The organism is Streptomyces sp. NBC_00249 (genome assembly GCF_026342355.1).
Taxonomy (GTDB): domain Bacteria; phylum Actinomycetota; class Actinomycetes; order Streptomycetales; family Streptomycetaceae; genus Streptomyces.
Map to the genome: position 1 here is coordinate 849283 of NZ_JAPEMV010000003.1, position 16927 is coordinate 866209.

Annotated in this window: 15 protein-coding genes and 2 pseudogenes; 10 read left to right on the forward strand and 7 right to left on the reverse strand. The window is 68.4% G+C overall.

Going from position 1 to position 16927, the window contains the following annotated elements:
* Nucleotides 1–449: 449 nt before the first annotated feature.
* From OOK31_RS17810 to OOK31_RS17825, 3 genes and pseudogenes are all read left to right on the forward strand, one after another.
* Nucleotides 450–1186 (forward strand): annotated as a pseudogene (locus OOK31_RS17810) (IS5 family transposase); the annotation flags it as partial.
* 321 nt (nt 1187–1507) lie between these two features.
* The gene (locus tag OOK31_RS17820) at nt 1508–2344 is read left to right on the forward strand and encodes a LysR family transcriptional regulator (protein WP_323188228.1); all 837 of its coding nucleotides are present in this window, start codon (nt 1508–1510) and stop codon (nt 2342–2344) included.
* Between the two features lie 740 nt (nt 2345–3084).
* The gene (locus OOK31_RS17825) at nt 3085–4623 is read left to right on the forward strand and encodes a fused MFS/spermidine synthase (protein WP_267088216.1); all 1539 of its coding nucleotides are present in this window, start codon (nt 3085–3087) and stop codon (nt 4621–4623) included.
* 237 nt (nt 4624–4860) lie between these two features.
* On the opposite strand, the pseudogene OOK31_RS17830 reads toward OOK31_RS17825, so the two are convergent.
* Together OOK31_RS17830 and OOK31_RS17835 are read right to left on the reverse strand one after the other, a co-directional pair.
* Nucleotides 4861–5507, reverse strand: a pseudogene (locus OOK31_RS17830) (IS5 family transposase); the annotation flags it as partial.
* 262 nt (nt 5508–5769) lie between these two features.
* On the reverse strand, nt 5770–6207 hold the full coding sequence (locus OOK31_RS17835) for a DUF4345 domain-containing protein (RefSeq protein ID WP_267088217.1): 438 nt from the start codon (nt 6205–6207) through the stop codon (nt 5770–5772).
* Nucleotides 6208–6294: 87 nt separating this feature from the next.
* Between OOK31_RS17835 and OOK31_RS17840 the strand changes: the two genes are divergently transcribed.
* The 6 genes from OOK31_RS17840 to OOK31_RS17865 all read left to right on the forward strand — a co-directional run bounded on the left by OOK31_RS17840 (nt 6295) and on the right by OOK31_RS17865 (nt 13157).
* Entirely contained in the window at nt 6295–6915 is a 621-nt protein-coding gene (locus tag OOK31_RS17840; RefSeq protein ID WP_267088218.1) for a TetR/AcrR family transcriptional regulator, read from the forward strand.
* A 1443-nt stretch (nt 6916–8358) separates the two neighbouring features.
* Nucleotides 8359–8733 (forward strand): hypothetical protein, encoded by a 375-nt coding sequence (locus tag OOK31_RS17845; protein WP_267088317.1) that lies wholly within the window; start codon nt 8359–8361, stop codon nt 8731–8733.
* Nucleotides 8734–8777: 44 nt separating this feature from the next.
* Entirely contained in the window at nt 8778–9341 is a 564-nt protein-coding gene (locus OOK31_RS17850) for an AAA family ATPase (protein ID WP_267088219.1), read from the forward strand.
* A gap of 237 nt (nt 9342–9578) precedes the next feature.
* Nucleotides 9579–11231, forward strand: coding sequence for an IS21 family transposase (gene istA / locus OOK31_RS17855; RefSeq protein WP_267088220.1), 1653 nt, complete (start codon nt 9579–9581; stop codon nt 11229–11231).
* Nucleotides 11228–12028 carry an IS21-like element helper ATPase IstB gene (gene istB, locus OOK31_RS17860; protein WP_267088221.1) on the forward strand — a complete coding sequence of 267 codons (801 nt, stop codon included), beginning with the start codon at nt 11228–11230 and terminating at the stop codon, nt 12026–12028. The genes istA and istB overlap by 4 nt, the downstream gene beginning before the upstream one ends.
* A 298-nt stretch (nt 12029–12326) precedes the next feature.
* Nucleotides 12327–13157, forward strand: coding sequence for an IS5 family transposase (locus OOK31_RS17865; RefSeq protein ID WP_267013159.1), 831 nt, complete (start codon nt 12327–12329; stop codon nt 13155–13157).
* Here OOK31_RS17865 and OOK31_RS17870 read toward each other — a convergent pair.
* From OOK31_RS17870 to OOK31_RS17885, 4 genes are all read right to left on the reverse strand, one after another.
* Nucleotides 13075–13641, reverse strand: a complete 567-nt coding sequence (locus OOK31_RS17870; protein WP_267013158.1) for a hypothetical protein — start codon at nt 13639–13641, stop codon at nt 13075–13077. The two genes, OOK31_RS17865 and OOK31_RS17870, sit on opposite strands and share 83 nt — an antisense overlap.
* A gap of 200 nt (nt 13642–13841) precedes the next feature.
* On the reverse strand, nt 13842–14114 hold the full coding sequence (locus OOK31_RS17875) for a hypothetical protein (protein WP_267088222.1): 273 nt from the start codon (nt 14112–14114) through the stop codon (nt 13842–13844).
* A gap of 213 nt (nt 14115–14327) precedes the next feature.
* On the reverse strand, nt 14328–15170 hold the full coding sequence (locus tag OOK31_RS17880) for an IS5 family transposase (protein ID WP_267088223.1): 843 nt from the start codon (nt 15168–15170) through the stop codon (nt 14328–14330).
* A 98-nt stretch (nt 15171–15268) separates the two neighbouring features.
* Nucleotides 15269–15748, reverse strand: a complete 480-nt coding sequence (locus tag OOK31_RS17885) for a hypothetical protein (protein WP_267088224.1) — start codon at nt 15746–15748, stop codon at nt 15269–15271.
* A 209-nt stretch (nt 15749–15957) separates the two neighbouring features.
* Between OOK31_RS17885 and OOK31_RS17890 the strand changes: the two genes are divergently transcribed.
* Complete coding sequence (locus OOK31_RS17890; protein WP_267088225.1) at nt 15958–16278, forward strand: hypothetical protein; 321 nt, start codon at nt 15958–15960, stop codon at nt 16276–16278.
* Between the two features lie 225 nt (nt 16279–16503).
* On the opposite strand, the gene OOK31_RS17895 is transcribed toward OOK31_RS17890, so the two are convergent.
* Complete coding sequence (locus OOK31_RS17895; protein ID WP_267088226.1) at nt 16504–16866, reverse strand: DUF6233 domain-containing protein; 363 nt, start codon at nt 16864–16866, stop codon at nt 16504–16506.
* Nucleotides 16867–16927 lie beyond the last annotated feature (61 nt).

Sequence of the window (16927 nt, forward strand, 5' to 3'; positions counted from 1 at the left end):
ATGGGGACCGCCTTGTGTCGATCTCTGCCGGTGGTCCGGTGGTCGCCGGGTGGCTGGTGCGCGCGCCGGCATGGCTCCGGGCTCGTGCTCGACGTCACGGCCGTGCGCGCGGCGGCGGATCGAGGCCCCTGGAGTCAATGCCCGCAGGGAGCGGGGGCCGCTGAGCGGTTATCGTCATGATGACGAGATTAGACTGGGGTGAACCCACAAAGCAAGCAGGACGTCCCCAACGCGGCGGAAGGGGGCGGGAGGCGGGGCGGGGACCGGCTCGGGGGACTACCGATGCGCGGTAGTCCCAAGCAGCGCTGGGCCGCTCCGTACCGGGTGACCGCACGTGCGGTGTGGGAACACCGCTCTGACGCGGGGCCAGGCCGCCCGGCGTCGTTGTCCGTTGGCAATGAAGTTAGTCGAGTGCGGTGTCCTGACCTGGGTCTCTGATAATTGATCTTGTGGCAGGTCGAGGTGAGTTGACGGAAGCGGCGTGGGATCGGATTGAGCCCTTGTTGCCGCAGGTGGACGGGCGCGGTCGGCCGTGGCGTGATCACCGGCAGGTGGTCAATGGTGTGCTGTGTCGGTTGCGGACCGGGTCTCCGTGGCGTGACCTGCCCGAGCGGTATGGGCCGTGGCAGACCGTCTACGAGCGGTTCGCCCGCTGGGAGGCGGATGGCACGTGGGCAAAGCTGTTGGAGCATGTGCAGGTCCACGACGACGCGGTGGGCCGGGTGGAGTGGACCGTCGCCGTCGACTCCACGGTCAACCGTGCCCACCAGCACGCCGCCGGCGCACGTAAAAGGGGGCCGCTGACGGGGACAGACTGGAAGTTCCGGGCCGCTCGCAGACGCGCCAGGCCCTCGGCCTGTCCCGAGGCGGGCTGACCACCAAGGTCCACCTCGCCGTCGACGGCCGGGGCCTGCCCCTGTCCATCGTGCTCACGCCCGGCAATGTCAACGACGCCGCCGCGTTCGCCCAGGTCCTCGACGGGATCCGCATCCCGCGCATTGCCACGGGCCGCCAGCGCACGACACCGGTGCGGTTGCTGGGCGACAAGGCCTACTCCAGCCGGGCGATCCGTCACCTGCTGCGGCGTTGGGGCATCGCCGTCACGATCCCCGAGCGCCGCGACCAGGCGGCCAACCGCCGGCGCCGAGGGCGCCTCGGCGGCCGGCCGCCCGCCTTCGACAAGGAGTCCTTGCCCCCACTCGATTCCCGCGCGGATCTCCTCGCGGCCGATGAACTCCTTGTCGATGTGCGGCCATCGCATGGTGCCGTCGGGCGTGAACAGCGAGGCGACGCGGTCGAAGTCGCGCATCATCACAGCGTCGGTGACCTCGGCGCGAAGCTCCTCGATCTCGAAGCGATCGAGGACGTTCCGCATAACATTCATCGGGCTTCCCTGCCCTGTCAATGCGTCGGTCAGGCGTCTGCCGCCTGCGCCTGGTGGCTGATGAGTCCAGCATCGATGCAGGTCAGCGGCGGAACAATGTAGAGTCCATGGAGCTATCCATAACTGGGAGCCGCGGAACGACTTCACGTCTCCCAGGCCCGTGTCAGCCAGGCCATCCGCAGACAAGAACGCCGCCTCGGCGTGGCCCTGTTCGATCGCACCAGCCGACGCGTGGCCCTGACCCCTGTCGGCCGGCGCCTGCGTGAAGACCTGCAGCAGGCCCTCGACCTCCTCCACGCGGGACTCGCACGCGCCCAAGCAGCCGGCCCGGGCGCGGGCCGGACCCTGCGGCTGGGTGTCTTCGGCCACGCCGGACACGAACTACACCCCCTCGTCGACGCGTTCCGCACCCGCTACCCCGGCAGCGACATCCAGTTCGGCGAAATCAACGGCGCCGACGCGTTCACCGCCCTGCGCGCCGGAGAGCACGACGCGCACGTGCTGTGGCTGCCCGTCGCCGAACCGGACCTCACCGTCGGCCCCACCGTGCTCACCGGAGGCCGCGTGCTGGCCGTGGCCACAGACCATCCGCTCACCCAACGCGGCACCGCGTCCCTGGAAGACCTCGCCGACAACCATGTCGTCGACCTCGGCCCCGAAGCTCCCGAGTACTGGGTCGCCTCCATGGTCCCCACCCGCACCCCGCTCGGCCGGCGCATCCCCCGCGGGCCCGCCGCGCGGACCTTCCACGAGATTCTCTCCCTGGTCGCGGCCGGACGCTGCGTCCACCCGCTGGGCGAAGTCGCCGCGCGCTACAACAAGCCCCCCGGCATCGCCTTCCTGCCCCTCCATGACGCCCCCACCCTCGAATGGGCGCTCACCTGGCGTACCACCGCTGACAGCCCCAGCATCCGCGCACTGGCCCAAACCGCCGCCGACCTCGGCCCCATCGCACTATGACAGCGACAACGGGCAGCGAACGGGGGGCACGCGGCAAACCCGGCCGCTACGGAAACGGCACCGCGGACATGGACCTCGCGCTGCGAGGGCTGAAGCTCAAGACGCTCGACCCCTACATGGCCGGTTGGCGTCTGCGCGTAGTGCCGAGGTCTCCGGAGTCCGCGTCAAGGACATTGACACCGACAACTGGATCCGGACCGTACGACGGCAGACCACCCCCGCCCGAGGCGGGCTCGTCGGCAAGGCCACCAAGGGAAAGCGCGCCCGCAAGGTACCTCTCATCGAAGAGGTACGGCCGATGGTCGCCCAACGCCTGCTTGCCGCCGGCAACAGCCCGACGCCCGGATCGCCGACGCAGGTGTCGCCCCGCATGTCCTCCGCAAGATCGCCGGACACGGCTCGCTGACCACCACTCAGCGCTACCTGAACCCCGACGCTGGCCAGATCACGGCAGCTGGTGCCGCGCTGTCCGCGCACCTCATGGTGCTCCGTGCACCTCGTTCGCTGCCAGTCACGGCCGATACCGCCGTCTGACCCGCACTGACCGCCCTGGTCCCCAACTGCTCCCCAAGGGATCACCACCTGCTGTTTGCAGATGCTGCCCCTCTCGCCGCGCGCCGCTCAGGGAGAGCTCTGGCTCCGCACCTTCTCTGGCGGGCGAGGAGCCCGCATGGACCCGCATCCAGCTGAATGAGGACTTCCGCCATGCTGTCCATGAGTCGCGTGCAAGGATGTCGGCCGTGACCAGATCGTCCTCCTCTCCTGTCGCCGAGGGCACGTCCCCTCACAACTACGGCCTGGGTCCCCGTGCCGCTGCCGTGCTTGTGTTCGGGTCGTCGGCCGCGGTCCTGGTGGTGGAGATCGTCGCTTTGCGGCTGCTGGCTCCCTACCTCGGCCTCACCCTCGAGACCAGCACCATGGTGATCGGCATCGCCCTCACCGCGATCGCCCTCGGCTCCTGGCTGGGTGGGCGCATCGCCGACCAGGTCAATCCACGCCGTCTCATCGGCCCCTCGCTCGGGGTGTCGGGAGCGGTCGTGGCGCTCACCCCCGCCGTGCTGCGCGCCACTGCGGAGTGGGCGCCAGCGATACTCTTGTTGATCGCGTCTCTGACCATCCTCGTGCCGGGCGCGCTGCTCTCTGCGGTGACGCCGATCGTGACCAAGTTGCGTCTCACCAGCCTCGCCGAGACCGGAGCGGTTGTCGGCCGGCTGTCCGGCGTCGGCACCGTCGGCGCCATCGTCGGCACGGTCCTCACCGGCTTCGTCCTCGTCACGCGGTTGCCGGTCAGCGGCATCCTCATCGGCCTCGGAACACTGCTGGTGGTCGGCTCGGCGCTGGTCGAGTGGCGAACGCGCGGGTGGAGAGGCACCCCTGCCCTCACACTCGTCGTCGTTGCCGGCGGCCTCGCCACCATGGTCGCGCCCGGTGGCTGCGACACGGAGACCAGGTACCACTGCGCACGGGTCGTCGCCGACCCCGACCGGGGCAGCGGCCGCACACTCGTTCTGGACGGCGTGCGGCACTCCTACGTCGACATCGACGACCCGACCTTGCTCAAGTTCGGGTACGTGCGCGCCATCGCGTCGGTGGTCGATGCCGCCTTTCCCAAAGGTGTGCCCCTTGCTGCCCATCACCTGGGCGGCGGCGGGCTCACCTTTCCCCGCTACCTCGCGGCCACGCGGCCCGGGACCCGCAGCCTTGTGTCCGAGATCGACAGCGGGGTCGTGCGCATCGACCGCGACCAACTGGGTCTGAGATCAGAAGGCGGTGTCGACGTACGCGTAGAGGACGGCAGGCTCGGCCTACGACGACTGGACGCCGGCAGTCGTGACCTCGTCGTCGGCGACGCCTTCGGGGGCGTCAGTGTGCCATGGCACCTCACTACGGTGGAAGCGATGACTGACGTACGGCGGGTGCTCAACGAAGACGGCCTGTACGTTGCCAACCTCATCGATCACGGTGGTCTGGCCTTCGCACGTGCCGAAGTAGCCACCATCAGCGAAACTTTCGAGCACGTTGCCCTCGTCGGCGAACCCTCCGATATCGGCCTTGGCCCGACCTCCACCCCCAAGGGCGGCAATCTGGTGGTGCTCGCCTCCAACCGACCCGTCGACCTCCGCGCGACCCAGGAAGCGCTGGACGCCCGGCAAACCGGCTGGAAGATCGCCACCGGCGACGACCTCACCTCCTGGATCGGCGATGCTCAACTGCTCACCGACGACCACGCACCCGTCGACCAGCTCCTCCAGCCCTACAGCCCACGGAGCAGCCAGTGACCGGACACGTGTCCGAGCCATGCCGCACTCCCAACCATCACCACCGTCTCGACCAGCGCAACCCCACCGACAAGCTGCGACGCGAAGCCCACCGCCTGATGGCCCAGGCCGACTGCCACCGCCTGGCCTGGCGCAATGCCGGGCGGTTCGCGGGCGGCAGGTCTGCATAACGTGGATGCGCGAGCACGGTGCCGCCGCCGAGGCCGGGACGGTCAACCACCCGGGAGGGGGGCGATGTTAGAGGTCCTGACAAAGTCGTTGGACGTGTCGGTGGGTGATGAGGCAGGTGGCGAGGCCGAGGAAGGCTTCGTGGATGTCGTCGCGTCGTTCCCACCGGATGCGTAGTCGGCGAAAGCCGTGGAGCCAGGCGATGGTTCGCTCGACAACCCAGCGGTGGACTCCGAGCCCGGATCCGTGCGGGACTCCGCGGCGGGCGATCACCGGTTTGACGTCCATCGCCCAGACGAGCCGACGGTACTTGTCGCGGTCGCGGTCGCGGTCGTGGTCGTGCTCGTAGCCGCGGTCGCCGAGCAAGCTGTCGGGCCGCTTGCGTGGCCGTCCGACCAGGCCGGCGACCGATGGGATCTTCTTCAGCAGCGGTATCAGCTGGGTGACGTCGTTACGATTACCGCCGGTCAGTGAGACGGCGAGCGGGATGCCCTGGCCGTCGACGATGAGGTGGGGCTTGCTGCCCGGACGTGCGCGGTCGACCGGGCTGGGCCCGCTTTTGGGCCCCTTCGAGCGGCCCGGACATGACTGGAGTCGATCACCGCCCTCGGCCAGTCGATCTGCTTCGCCCCCCGCAGCTCGGCAAGGAGGACGGCATGGAGCCGGTCCCAGACGCCGACTGCGTTCCAAGCCTCAAGGCGGCGCCAGCAGGTCATGTCATCCGAGACTGCCCACGGACGAGACTCCCTCTTCCCCACGACCAGACCAACGAGCATCCAAGCCGACAGTCACACCACAACCGGCTTCTGTTAGGCCCTCTAAGAGATGACGCCGCCGGTGGCTGCCGGAGCGGACAGCCCCGCTCTCTCGCGCTCGCCTACGGGTGGGTTGGTCTGAGCTGACATCTCACGTGCTTCCAACGGAATTTCGGATGGGGACGGGGCAGATCGCGCTACGGACGGGGGTTCTGGGTGCGGGTCAGGCGGGATCCGGAAGAGACGGCCCGGCGGCCGGCGTACCCGCGGGCCGTTGCTCCTGGAACGCCCGCTCGTCGGCATCCGCCAGCCAGAACCAGACTGGCGGGAAGGCCAGCTCGATCACGGTCAACGCCACCTGGAACCAGTGCGGCCACCCGTGCACCGCCAGGGACAACAGCCGCCCCACGCCGCCCAGCAGGAACACCGCCGCGAGCCACCGCACCACCTTCGCCGGGACGGGGTCCTGCCGGGCCGCCCACAGCCAGGCCAGCCCGTACCCGGAGAAGATCGCGCCGAAGAACCGGCCCAGGCTGTCCAGAGTGGGGCCGGCGTCGGCCTCGCCCGGAATCGCGGCATTGCCGCCGACCACGTGGAACAGCCCGATCGCCGTGCACGCGAGGCCCATCACCCATGCGAACACCCGGAGTGCCTTGGCCATGACTCCACCCCACTTAGTTGACGTGTGTCTACTTAACTTCAAGATAGCCACCTTTGGTAGACGCGTGTCAAGTAGTAATCTGGGTGCGTGCCACCCCGCCGACGCCTGACCCCTGCCGACCGCCGTGCCCAGCTGCTCGCCGTCGGCGCACGGCTCTTCTCCGCCGCCCCCTACGACGACGTGCTGATGGAGGACGTCGCCCGGCAGGCCGGCGTGTCCCGTGCCCTGCTCTACCAGCACTTCCCGAGCAAGCACGCCCTCTTCGCGGCGGTCTACCAGCAGGCGGCCGACCGGCTGCTGGAGGCGACGACGTTCGACCCCAGTGCCACGCTCGTCGAGCAGCTCACCCAGGGCCTGGACGCCCACCTCGACTACTTCATCACCAACCGCCACGCCGTCCTGGCCGCGAACCGGGTGCTGGCGGGCGACCCTGTCATCCAGACGATCATGACGGACGAACTCGACGCCCTGCGCTCACGCCTGCTCGGTGTGCTCCCGCTCGCCGACGAACGCACGCACGCCGCCGTCTCCGCGGCACTGAAGGCCTGGCTCGTGTTCGTCCAGGTGCTCTGCGTGGACTGGCTCACGCGCGAGACCTGCACCCGCACCGAGCTGCGGGACACCTGCATCGGCGCGGCGGTCGGCGCCCTGCGCCCCCTGCTGTCCAAGGACCCCGCCCCAAACTGGCCGCCCGCCCCGCCCGCCTGAACCGGCCCAACCGGCGAGACCGGCGGGCCTGGTACTCCACGACGACGAGGGGTCCTGACTCCGATACCGCCTGAACTCGACGAGGCAGTGAACCAGGCCGCCGCCTGCTCCCGGTACCTGCGAGGCGAGGGCCCAGACGTCGAATTCCCCGAGGAGGAGTGGCCCAAGGACTTCCTGGGGGGCGAGGCCATCTATCCCAACGTCGAGCGTGCCGTCAGGCGGGACGAGCGGTACGACCACCGGCCTGGACGGTTCCGGCGTGACCAGGTCCCTCGCGGTTGCCTCCGCCGAAGCCGGGGTCGCGGCGAACCCGGCCTGGATGCACCCGTGGTGGGATCCGACCGTTCTCTCCACCGCATCCGCGACGATCCGCCACAGATACCAGGCATCGGCGACCTGCATCGCCTGCGGGGCACCGATTCGGGCTCCCTCCGCGTAGGCGCCACCCCGGGTGTCCCGGCAGGTCACCTCCACCTCCGGGTGGCGGCGAAGCCATGCGGCCAGCGGCTCGGCGTCCCGGCGGGCTTCCAGATCAACCAGGGTCGTTGCATAGGAGTCGCCCTTGCGTAGAGCGAAATCGTCCACGCCCAGGAACCTGACGGCGCCGACGGGTGGCTGCGGAACCGAGCGGAGCAGGTCCAGCAGCGCGCCCTTGGCGATACGGATCCCGAGGGCCGCGGCCAGGCGGGCGCCGGGACCGCCCGCCAAGCAGAGCGCGGTCGAAGCGAGCATCGACCGCAGCACCTGCGTCTGCCGGGCATGCGGCCTGGTCAGCCCCTCGATCTGCTCGGCGAACGCAACGGCCGGGCACCGGCTGCTCAGGCACTTGAACCGGCGCACGGTCAGCTTGATGACCACGGCTACCGGCCACGGGCGCGTCGCCGAGCCGACGGACGCACCGGCCGTGCACCCGCCACGATGGCATACCGCATCCCGGGCACCTCACCGGAGACGTCTGACACCCCGCGCGAAGCGTGATGCCCCAGGCCGTTCGCTTGATCGACTCGATGACAACACCGAACAGATGCGGCAAAAACAGCCCCAACACCACTGAACCGCACACCCGGAGACTGCCCAGCTACATCGCTTGCCGTAACCGGCCCTCGTCAGATTGTCAGTACCGCCATGTTGGAGAACAGCGCCCCCAAGCGCTGTCCTCGCCAGCTTCACCGTCTCGATGATCCCCAAGAGGAACAACCGCGGCACGGAGATTGAGCTTGGTCATCCCCAACGAGGACCTCACCAGCTGGAAAGCCACCACTCTGAAGCCGACCCTAAACAGGCTCGGAACTCTTCGGCCCGTCCCATGGCCGAACTCGCCTCACGCGGAGCCATCACCGTCGGCATCGACCAGAGCTCCGACATGGTCCGCCTCGCCTCGTCCGCCAGCACGACCTCGACGAACCCCTCACCTGGGCCGCCGACGCCAGCTTCGACATCGTCCTGCTCGCCCTGGTCCTCCACTACGCCCAGAACCGCGTCCGCCCCCTGACCGAACTCGCCCGTACCCTGCGCCCTGGCGGAAGGATCATCATCTCCACCAGCCACCCCACCGCGGACCGGCTCGCTGACGGCGGCAGCTACTTCGCCGCCCACCACGCCGAGGAATCCTGGTCCAATGGCATGACCCACCGCTACTGGCGCCAGCCCCTCCAGGCCTGGTTCGACGAGTTCGCAGAAGCCGACCTCACCGTCGACCGCCTCGTCGAACACCAGCCCGCGGCCTCGATGGCCCGTGCCCACCCGGCCGTACACGAAAAGCTCTCCCGCCAGCCTGGCTTCATCGTCTTCCAACTCCGTACTCAGGGAACGCCTTAGGCTCCGTCCTGAACCGCCACGATTCCCGCATCGGAGTAGCGCCCATGCAGAACCGCCCCACCCTTGTCGTCGTCAGCGGCCCGCCCGCCACGGGGAAGAGCACGCTCGCCCGCGTCCTCGGAACACAGCTGGGCTGCCCCACGATCATTCGGGACGAGATCAAACAGGGCGTGGTGATGAACAGCCCGGATCACCGTCCCGACAGAGACGATCCGCTCAACATTCCTGCCTGGGAGACGTTCTTCAACACGATCACCGTCCTCCTCAAGGGGGGTGTCACCGTCGTTGCCGAGGCTGCCTTCCAAGACCGGCTCTGGCGTCCGGGCCTGGAACCCCTCTTGGACCTTGCCGACATCCGCGTCGTCCGGTGCGCCGCTCCCACCTCGACCATCGTCGACCGGATCACCGAGCGAGCACGGACAGACAGTCACCGAGTGGCCCACGGCGATACAGCTCTCCTCGCGGATACGGAAGCCGGAGCGTACGACCCTGCGCAGTTCGTACCCATCAGCCTCGACGTGCCGACACTGGTGGTGGACACATCTGACGGATACAGCCCGGGAACCGCTGAGATCGAAGCGTTCCTGCTACCTCGCAGGCCTTGGTAGAGGTAGGGCCCTGACATCGCGGTCGCGCCACTCGACCGCGACACGAGCCAGACATGCGGGTGGCGGGTCTCGACGAGTTCGGTCCCGCCTGTGGCTCTATAGGCGACAAGTGACTCCAGTCGGAAGGCGAGTTCTGACTCCACCTCGCGTGGGTGGAGTTCGCGTTGATGGGATTTGGCTCCAGTGGAGGGCTGGTCGTGGGAGCATCGGGGTGCTAGCGAGCGTGAGGGGACTTCAGTGCCCGGCTCCAAGGTCGAGTTGTATGCCGCGATCCGTCGTGATGCGCGGGAGTTGGGTCTGTCCAGTCGCGCGCTGGCGTTGAAGTACTCGGTGGGGCGGCGCACAGTGGCTCTCGCGCTGGAGTCGGCGTGGCCCACTGCTCGGAAGCGGATGCCGCCGAGGGGTTCACGTCTTGATCCGTACAAGCTGGCCATCGACGGGATGCTGCGGGCTGATCTGGACGCTCCGCGCAAGCAGCGGCATACACTCACGCGGATCTTCCACCGGTTGCTCGACGAGTACGGCGCTGAGGAAGTGTCGTACGCGATGGTCCGTGACTACGTCTTCGACCGGCGCCGTGAGATCCGGGTCGAGGACGGCCGCGGGCCGCCGGCCTCGTTCATCCCGCAGACCCACCGCCCGGGCGATGAGGCGGAGGTCGATTTCGGGGACGTGTGGATCAACCTGGCCGGCACTCTGACGAAGTGCTTCCTGTTCTCGCTGCGGCTTTCGTACTCGGGGCGGTCCGTCCACAAGATTTTCGCGTCCTGCGGGCAGGAGGCCTTCCTCGAAGGCCACGTCCACGCGCTGAACACGCTCGGCGGCGTCCCCTACGGCAAGATCCGCTACGACAACTTGCGGGCGGCGGTCGCCCAAGTCCTGGGCCTGACCCGGCGCCGGGTGGAATCCGAGCGGTGGACCGCATTCCGCTCGCACTATTCGATCACTAGCTTCTACTGCCACCCAGGCATCGAGGGCGCCCATGAGAAGGGCGGGGTCGAGGGACAGATCGGCTGGTTCCGCAGAAACCACCTGGTCCCCGTCCCGCAGGTGGACACCCTCGCGGAACTGAATCTGCTGGTCGAGCAGTGGGACCGGCAGGACAACGATCGCCGGATCCGGCTCCGCCCCAAGACCATTGGCGAGTACTTCCAGGCCGAGCACGCGCTGCTGGTGCCGCTGCCTGACGAGGTCTTCGAGACGGGGTTCGTCTCCTCGGTGCGGGTGGACCGCTACGGGCAGGTCTCGGCCCGCTCCAACCGGTATTCGGTGCCGGTGCGGCTGATCGGCCAGATGGTGCGGATCGTCCTTCACGCCTCCGAGCTGGTCGTCTACGACGGCTCCAAGGAAGTGGCCCGGCACGAGCGGCTGATCGCCAAGGGCGGATCCCGCCTTGACCTGGACCACTATCTCGAGGCCCTGGTCCGCAAGCCCGGCGCCTTTCCCGGCGCCACCGCGCTCGAGCAGGCCCGTTCGGCCGGCAAGTTCACCCCGGTCCACGACGCGTGGTGGCAGGCCGCATGCAAAGCCCACGGCGACCCCGAGGGCACCCGGGCCCTGATCTCGGTCCTGCTGCTGCACCGGCACATGGCCCACGAGGACGTGGTCGCCGGGATCGCGGCTGCGCTGAAGGCCGGCGCACTGACCGCGGACGCCGTCGCGTTGGAGGCCCGCAAAGCAGCCGACACCGATGCCGGCGTGCCCGCTCCGCACCAGGAACGGATCACACGCCCGGCGGAGGGCGGGGCGACGGTGACCTCGCTGACCGCGCGCCGGCTGGCCGCGCTGCCGCCCGACCCCAGGCCGCTGCCGTCGGTGGCCGCCTACGACGAACTGCTGCGGCTTCGCCGCCGGCACGCCGGACCATCCGCCCAACAGGGGGAATCATGAGCGCAAAGCGCAACCGGGGACTGACCGAGGAAGCCGCGGACGCGGCCGTGGACCAGGCATGCCGGATGCTGCGGCTGCCGACGATCCGGGCCCAGTACCCGGAACTGGCCGCAGGCGCCGCACAGGACCAGATGACCTACCGCGGGTTTCTGGCCGAGCTGCTGATGTCGGAATGCGACGACAGGGCACGGCGCCGCTCCGAGCGGCGCATCAAGGCGGCCGGCTTCCCGCGCGACAAGTCCCTCCGGGCCTTCGATTTCGACGCGAACCCGGCCATCGACCCTGCGGCCATCCACACCCTGGCCTCCTGTGACTGGGTCAAGAAGAGCATGCCGCTCTGCCAGATCGGCGACTCCGGGACAGGGAAGTCACACCTGCTGATCGCGCTCGGCACCGAGGCCGCGATGCACGGCTACCGGGTTAAGTACGTCCTCGCGACCAAACTCGTCAACGAACTCGTCGAAGCAGCCGACGAGAAACTCCTCGCCAAGACCATCGCCCGCTACGGCCGCGTCGACCTTCTCTGTATTGACGAGCTCGGCTATATGGAACTGGACCGGCGCGGTGCCGAACTCCTCTTTCAGGTTTTGACCGAGCGCGAGGAAAATAGCTCTGTGGCGATCGCCTCCAACGAATCGTTTGGAGGCTGGACGAAAACCTTCACCGATCCCCGACTCTGCGCGGCCATCGTGGACCGCCTCACCTTCGGCGGCAACATCATCGAGACCGGCACTGACTCCTACCGCCTGGCCGTCACACGAGCCCGCGCCGAAGCGGCCGCAGCCGTCACGAGCTGACATCTGTCCAGTTCACGGGGGGCTAAGTGCGTTGTGGCAAACCGGATTTCGTTCGAGGCATGCGGGCACGGGTGATCATCTGGACGGAGGTACGGGTGCGACCGTGGGCATGAAAGAACGGGCCCCATGGTAGTGACGCGGTTACGACACCCAGCACGCCCAAGGAAGCCCGTTGCCCGATCAGTTGAGCAGTATCTCTGTGTCTTCGTCCACCGCGGTCACTCCTGGGTGTGACTGCTACGTGCACCGGTTCGGTTCGATCGTTCCGGGGCGGCGGGCGGCCTGCTATCCGAGTGACATGACGGATGCGGAGTGGGCCGAGGTCCGTTCCGCGATGCCGGTGCCGGCCTGGCTCCTCAAGCAGGGCGGGCGTCCCGAGGGGTATTGCCACCGCGAAATACTCGATGCGGTGCGCTACCTGGTCGACAATGGTGTGAAGTGGATGGCTCTGCCGGTCGATTTCCCGTACTGGCGGGCGGTTTACGACTTCTTCCGCCGCTGGCGGGCCTACGACTACGTGCGTGAACTGCATGAACGGCTGCGTCGCACGGCCAGGGAACACGAAGGGCGGAACGCCGAGCCATCCGCGGGGATCATCGACAGTCAGTCGGTGGACGCCTCCGAGACCGTCGGTGCGGAAAGTCGCGGATACGACGGCGGGAAATCACGTGACGGGCGCAAGCGTCACATCCTGACCGACACCGAGGGCCTGCTCCTGGAGGTCACTGTGACCACAGCCGATGTGCACGACTCCAAGGCCGCTCCCGCGCTGCTGGAGACATTCATGGACCAGCCGCGCCGGCTGCTGAAACTGGTGTGGGTCGACAGCGCCTACCAGGGCCCTGCCCTGGCCAAGGCGTTCGCCCGGCACGGAGTGCGGATCGAGGTCGTGCGCCGATCCGACGGACACCGCGGATTTGTCGTGCTGGCCCGCAGGTGGGTGGTGGAGCGAACGCTGAGCTGGCTCTCCCGCTCACGCCGCCTCAACCGCGACCACGAACGCCGCCTCGACCACCACGCCCAGATGGTGTGGTGGGCCGCTGTGATCAGGCTGTCCCGGCGCCTGGCCGCGGACGCCCCGCGCTGGCCGGAGAAGCGTCCCGGCCGACTGCCCCGGGCGCGGGCATGAACCGTCCGTCCTTCGCCCGCACCAGCCAGCCCCGCTTCTCCAGCACGTAGGCACGGTGCCGGATCTTCTCCACCTCGTTCTTGATCTCCGCTTCCCGGCCCACCGCCCGCGTCAGCTCCACTCCGTTCACCGGCCCCGAGGCAGCCACCACCGCGGCGAACACCTCCCGATACAGGCCGCTGAGCACCTCTTCACCCATGCCCGATCGCCGCACCGGCGGCCTCTCGCCATGCCCCGCGCCGGGGCCGCTCGATCCCACGGCGGCAGCCGTCTCACCACCAGACGGCACGGAAACCGGCGTAATCACGGGGCTCTCCTCGGCCAGCACCGACACGAGTTCCTCACGCCCCACCCGGGCCCGCTCGACTCGCTCCCGCGCGGCATCCACCTCCGCCTGAGCCTGCTCCAGGACCTCCGTCCAGGACTCCAGATCCTGCCTCGCCCGCGCCTCACGCTGTTCCATCAACCCCAACACCGACGGCATCGCACCCTCCTCGATCCATAACAAGCCGTCCGCTGCCTGCCCCTACCCCGCCCCGGTCATGCCCCGCACACGAAGAAGTCCCTGCTCATCGAACAGGGACTCCCTTTGCCACAACGCACTAAGAACTCGCGTAGATAGGCGGTGGGCTGTTAGGTGCTGATGGATCACGGGCGCTGTGACGGGCTGTGACGAGAGGGCTGTCAGGGCAGTGGCAGCAAGGTGAGGGCTTGGATCCGCGACGCTGCGAAATCACTGCCGCAGCGGGGGCAGCCGTTGATCAGTTGGTGTGCTCCGATATGCCGTCCGAAGATCGGGAGTCCGGTGTCGGGGTAGACGGCTCGGAAGCGTGCCGTGCAGGCGTGGCAGGTCAGGAAGTGGATTTCCGCGAGGACGACCTCTTCCAGGACATGCGGGTCCGGTGCGGCGTTCTCGGTGAGGCTGGGTGCGGGTCGGTTCGCGGGCCAGACCGCCACGTAGGGAGCCTCTGGTCGCAGGTGCGGCCGGAGGAGCGCCGGGCGGAAACGGCACTCGACATGTTCGAGGGCTACAGCGATGGGTTGCAGGGTTGTGGGGACGGGCTCATGGGGGGCGAACACCTCAAGTTCGCCCCAGGGCAGTGCGAATCGCCGCATGTGTTGTCCTGTCGTCCGGTGATGTCATTGTCGCTGACGCCGTGGGCGGGGAGGTCACGGACGCCGGCGGGGGCGCTCGTCCCAGCGGTGGGTCGTCCAGGCCCGGCGGATGAGGCTGCGGACAGTGATGATCGTGTCTGCCAGATCGAAGAAGGCGTCGATCGCGATGGTGCGGCGCTCGAAGCAGCGGGCAAGGCGGTGGAAGGCGTTTTGCCAGGCATGGGTGCGCTCCACGTGCCAGCGCCGGCTCGCCTGGATCGGCGCCTTCTCGCCCTTGTGGGCAATCTGGCCGCGGAAGCCTCGTTCGGCAAGGAGTGCACGGGTCTTGGTCGAGTCGTAGCCGGCGTCCAGATGCACGGTGATCTCATCGGGCAACGGGCCGAGATCGCCCAGACGGTCCAGAGTGGAGGCCAGCAGCGGGGAGTCGTGGCGGTTCGCACCGGCCAGAAACCGGCCCAGCGGAATTCCGTAGCCGTCGACCATCCCGGAGCGCTTCATGCCCTGCTTTCCGCGGTCGACCGGCGAGCGCCCGGCCGCCTCGCCGCCGCCCGGCGCTTTGGTGATGGCGCCGTCCACCGCGATCTCCTCCAGCACGAGACCGACGATCCGGTCGTAGCCCTCGAGCGCGATCTGCTTGAACCGGCTGAACACCCCGAGCCGGATCCACTCGTCGCGACGGCTTCGGATCGTGCTGGCCGAGCACGTGGCGTCGGCTATCGCCTCATAGGAACACCCGAAGCGCAGCAGCTGCAGAAGCTTGTCGAACACGATCCGGTCGCCGATACGCGGACGATGACACCGCAGCGGATGGTCCGGGTGGTACACCGGCCGCTCGGGCAGCAGCACCGAAAATTGGTCCCACAGCGGTTCGGTCAGCCATGATGGCAGGACAGGCACAGGTCTCTCCGGTGGTCACAGAGCGTCGCAACTCCATGATCGCCAAGACCTGTGCCTGTCGTGTCGCCAGGGTCCGACAACGCCTATCCGCGCGAGTTCTAAGTCCTGTTTGCTTCGTCATCTGCAGGCGCTTGTGGATGGTCCACGGTGGTGCCGTCTGGATTCAGCCCGAAGGCGGCCGAAAGAACGGCAGGGAGATTCGCTTCCGGAAGTGCGGCACGTATTTCAGCCAGTACCTGAGGGAAGTCTTCGTCGTCGATGAAGCCCATGTATTCCTGGCGCAGTCGGTAAATGGTCTCGACAAGCTCGGGCCGTAGTTGCATCCAGGCACGCGACGAACGGATCTGTTCGTCGACCTGGTCCATGAACCAGCGCATGACTTCGTAGGGGACTTCCAGGTGACGCCCGCGAGGGTCGAAACACACCGTCGGTTCTCGTGCAGGATCCTCGTCGGGGACGACTGCGGTCACAAGGTGGAGTTGCTCGGCGGCGAGCTCCAGTTCCAAGTACCAGGCGTCATCGGCTACGGAGTACATCGCGGTGATCGCGTAGTGGCCATTGGGGTGTGGGAGGGGCATGGCCGCATGCTTTCACGCTCGCCAAGGCGGGGCGTCGCGAGCCCTACCGCCACAGCTCGGACCGGCTTGATCCACCGGTCCGGGACGTCGACCAGCATCCAGAACGGCCGAAATATCACCCGCTCACGCATCCGAGGTGGAGTCACTTCTCTGGGCGGATGCGGGGAAAGGCTTGTCCGCCGTATTCACCGCTGCGAAAGGGGTCCACAGTGGCCAAGGAGATGCCCGAACCTGAGTCGACTACTACCGGGGGCGGGGGAGGGCGGGGTGGCCCGGCGCTGCCGCGTAGGTCGAAGAATCCGATCACGTACGCGAAGGGACCGGCCCCCGACTCGAACGCCGACGGCGGGAGCAGCACCGGGAAGGGTTCGACCGATACCGGGGTGCAGACGCCGGAGAAGGCGGGTGGCCTGGAGCTGCCGCATACGTCGAACAACCCGGAGGGCGGCCGGGTGCTGCCGCGTATGCCGAAGAACCCGGCGGGTGGCCCGGAGCTGCCGCGTAAGAAGGCCGGCGGCAGCAGCAGCTAGTCCACGGGCAGCAGAGCGACAGTGAGTGCGGGCCGCCGGACCGGGTGGCGGCCCGCACTGCGTTCACTCCTCGCCGGGGTCGGGGCTCCAGTCGGCCGGCCCACCGCCGCAGGAACTTCAGAAGATCGCCGGGACCGAGGGCGCGGCCGAGGATCTCGCCGTCGACGCGGACGCGGCGCCCGCCCTGGGCGTCCGGTGGGTAGACGATGACGCGCAGGTCAGGGCTCATCCCTCCACCTGCCGGTACCCGGTCATTCGAGCACTCCGAGGGCGGTGTCGGGGCGGCAGTGGATGCAGGCCGGGCACGCCCTCGGTCAAGTGTCGGCGTATCTGTTCCGGGCTGGCGGGGGCGCAGCGTTTGCCGGTGTTCCAGCAGTCCCCGGTGTGCAGCTGTGTGGGGAGTCGGCCGGCGCCGATGCCGCGCTCGACCAGCCACGCGGGCGGCTCCTGCGGTGGCGCCGGTTTCCGGGCGGTGGCGGTCTCGCGTTCCTCGACCGTGGCGAGGGCCGCCTCCGCGCGGTTGAGTTCGCCGCGGAGGTAGGTGATCGAGGTCTGGAGCCGGGGAGGGTCCGGCGGCAGCACGGACACGGTGGTCAGCCCTCGTTCTGTGCCTGCCGGGCGGCGCGACAGGCCGTGCACAAGGGGTTGG

Coding starts and splice junctions, on each gene's coding strand:
- OOK31_RS17870 (WP_267013158.1), bottom strand. CDS start 13,641: ATGCCGTCGGTGTTGGGGTTGATGGAACAGCGTGAGGCGCGGGCGAGG.
- istB (WP_267088221.1), top strand. CDS start 11,228: ATGAGCGCAAAGCGCAACCGGGGACTGACCGAGGAAGCCGCGGACGCG.
- OOK31_RS17865 (WP_267013159.1), top strand. CDS start 12,327: ATGACGGATGCGGAGTGGGCCGAGGTCCGTTCCGCGATGCCGGTGCCG.
- OOK31_RS17835 (WP_267088217.1), bottom strand. CDS start 6,207: ATGGCCAAGGCACTCCGGGTGTTCGCATGGGTGATGGGCCTCGCGTGC.
- OOK31_RS17850 (WP_267088219.1), top strand. CDS start 8,778: ATGCAGAACCGCCCCACCCTTGTCGTCGTCAGCGGCCCGCCCGCCACG.
- OOK31_RS17885 (WP_267088224.1), bottom strand. CDS start 15,748: ATGCCCCTCCCACACCCCAATGGCCACTACGCGATCACCGCGATGTAC.